The 559-nt window shown below is 50.6% G+C and carries 1 protein-coding gene; it reads right to left on the reverse strand.

Annotation, left to right across the window (positions count from 1 at the left end; genetic code table 11):
• Window positions 1–477: Mu transposase domain-containing protein (locus J3482_RS20240; RefSeq protein WP_438938628.1), on the reverse strand; the 477-nt coding region annotated here is incomplete at its 3' end.
• Window positions 478–559 lie beyond the last annotated feature (82 nt).

Below are 559 nucleotides of genomic sequence, written 5' to 3' on the forward strand. Positions count from 1 at the left end.
GTCTGTGGTCACGTGGCGCACACTTATGGACTGCAACTCATCAATGGCTTTCTTCACCTCGTCCAGCGTGAGTCCGGTTGCAATTTCCTGTACGAGCACGATGAAATCTTTCTCCCGCCCTGTATAATGGGACGTGTATATCTTTCTCAGTGCGTCCGGGGCCTGTTTCATGGCGATGCTCGTCGCCAAGGCGCCCGGCTTCTTTTTGAATGTGCAAAGAAAGTGTTCCAGTTCAATAATCCACTGGTAACTCTCCAATGACCGTGGGTGTTCCGCCACATGTTTGTCGTCGTGGAAACATACGATTCGATCCGAGTAAATCTTAACCATGATCTTCTTACCGACCAATGAATCCGGTACGGAGTAATGATTTTTGTCCACGCAGATGGTGGAGTATTTATCCACACGCAGACATTCCACACGAGCCGCATCCAATGGAGGGAGTTTTTCACGCAGATGCGAACGCTCCTCCTGCAAACATTCCCATGCACTACGCCCGTCGCGATTGGATTGCGCCTTGTGGTTGAGGCGCTCACAAACGCTTATCAGGTACTCGTTG

This window comes from Alicyclobacillus suci (assembly GCF_017329615.1).
Classification (GTDB): domain Bacteria; phylum Bacillota; class Bacilli; order Alicyclobacillales; family Alicyclobacillaceae; genus Alicyclobacillus; species Alicyclobacillus suci.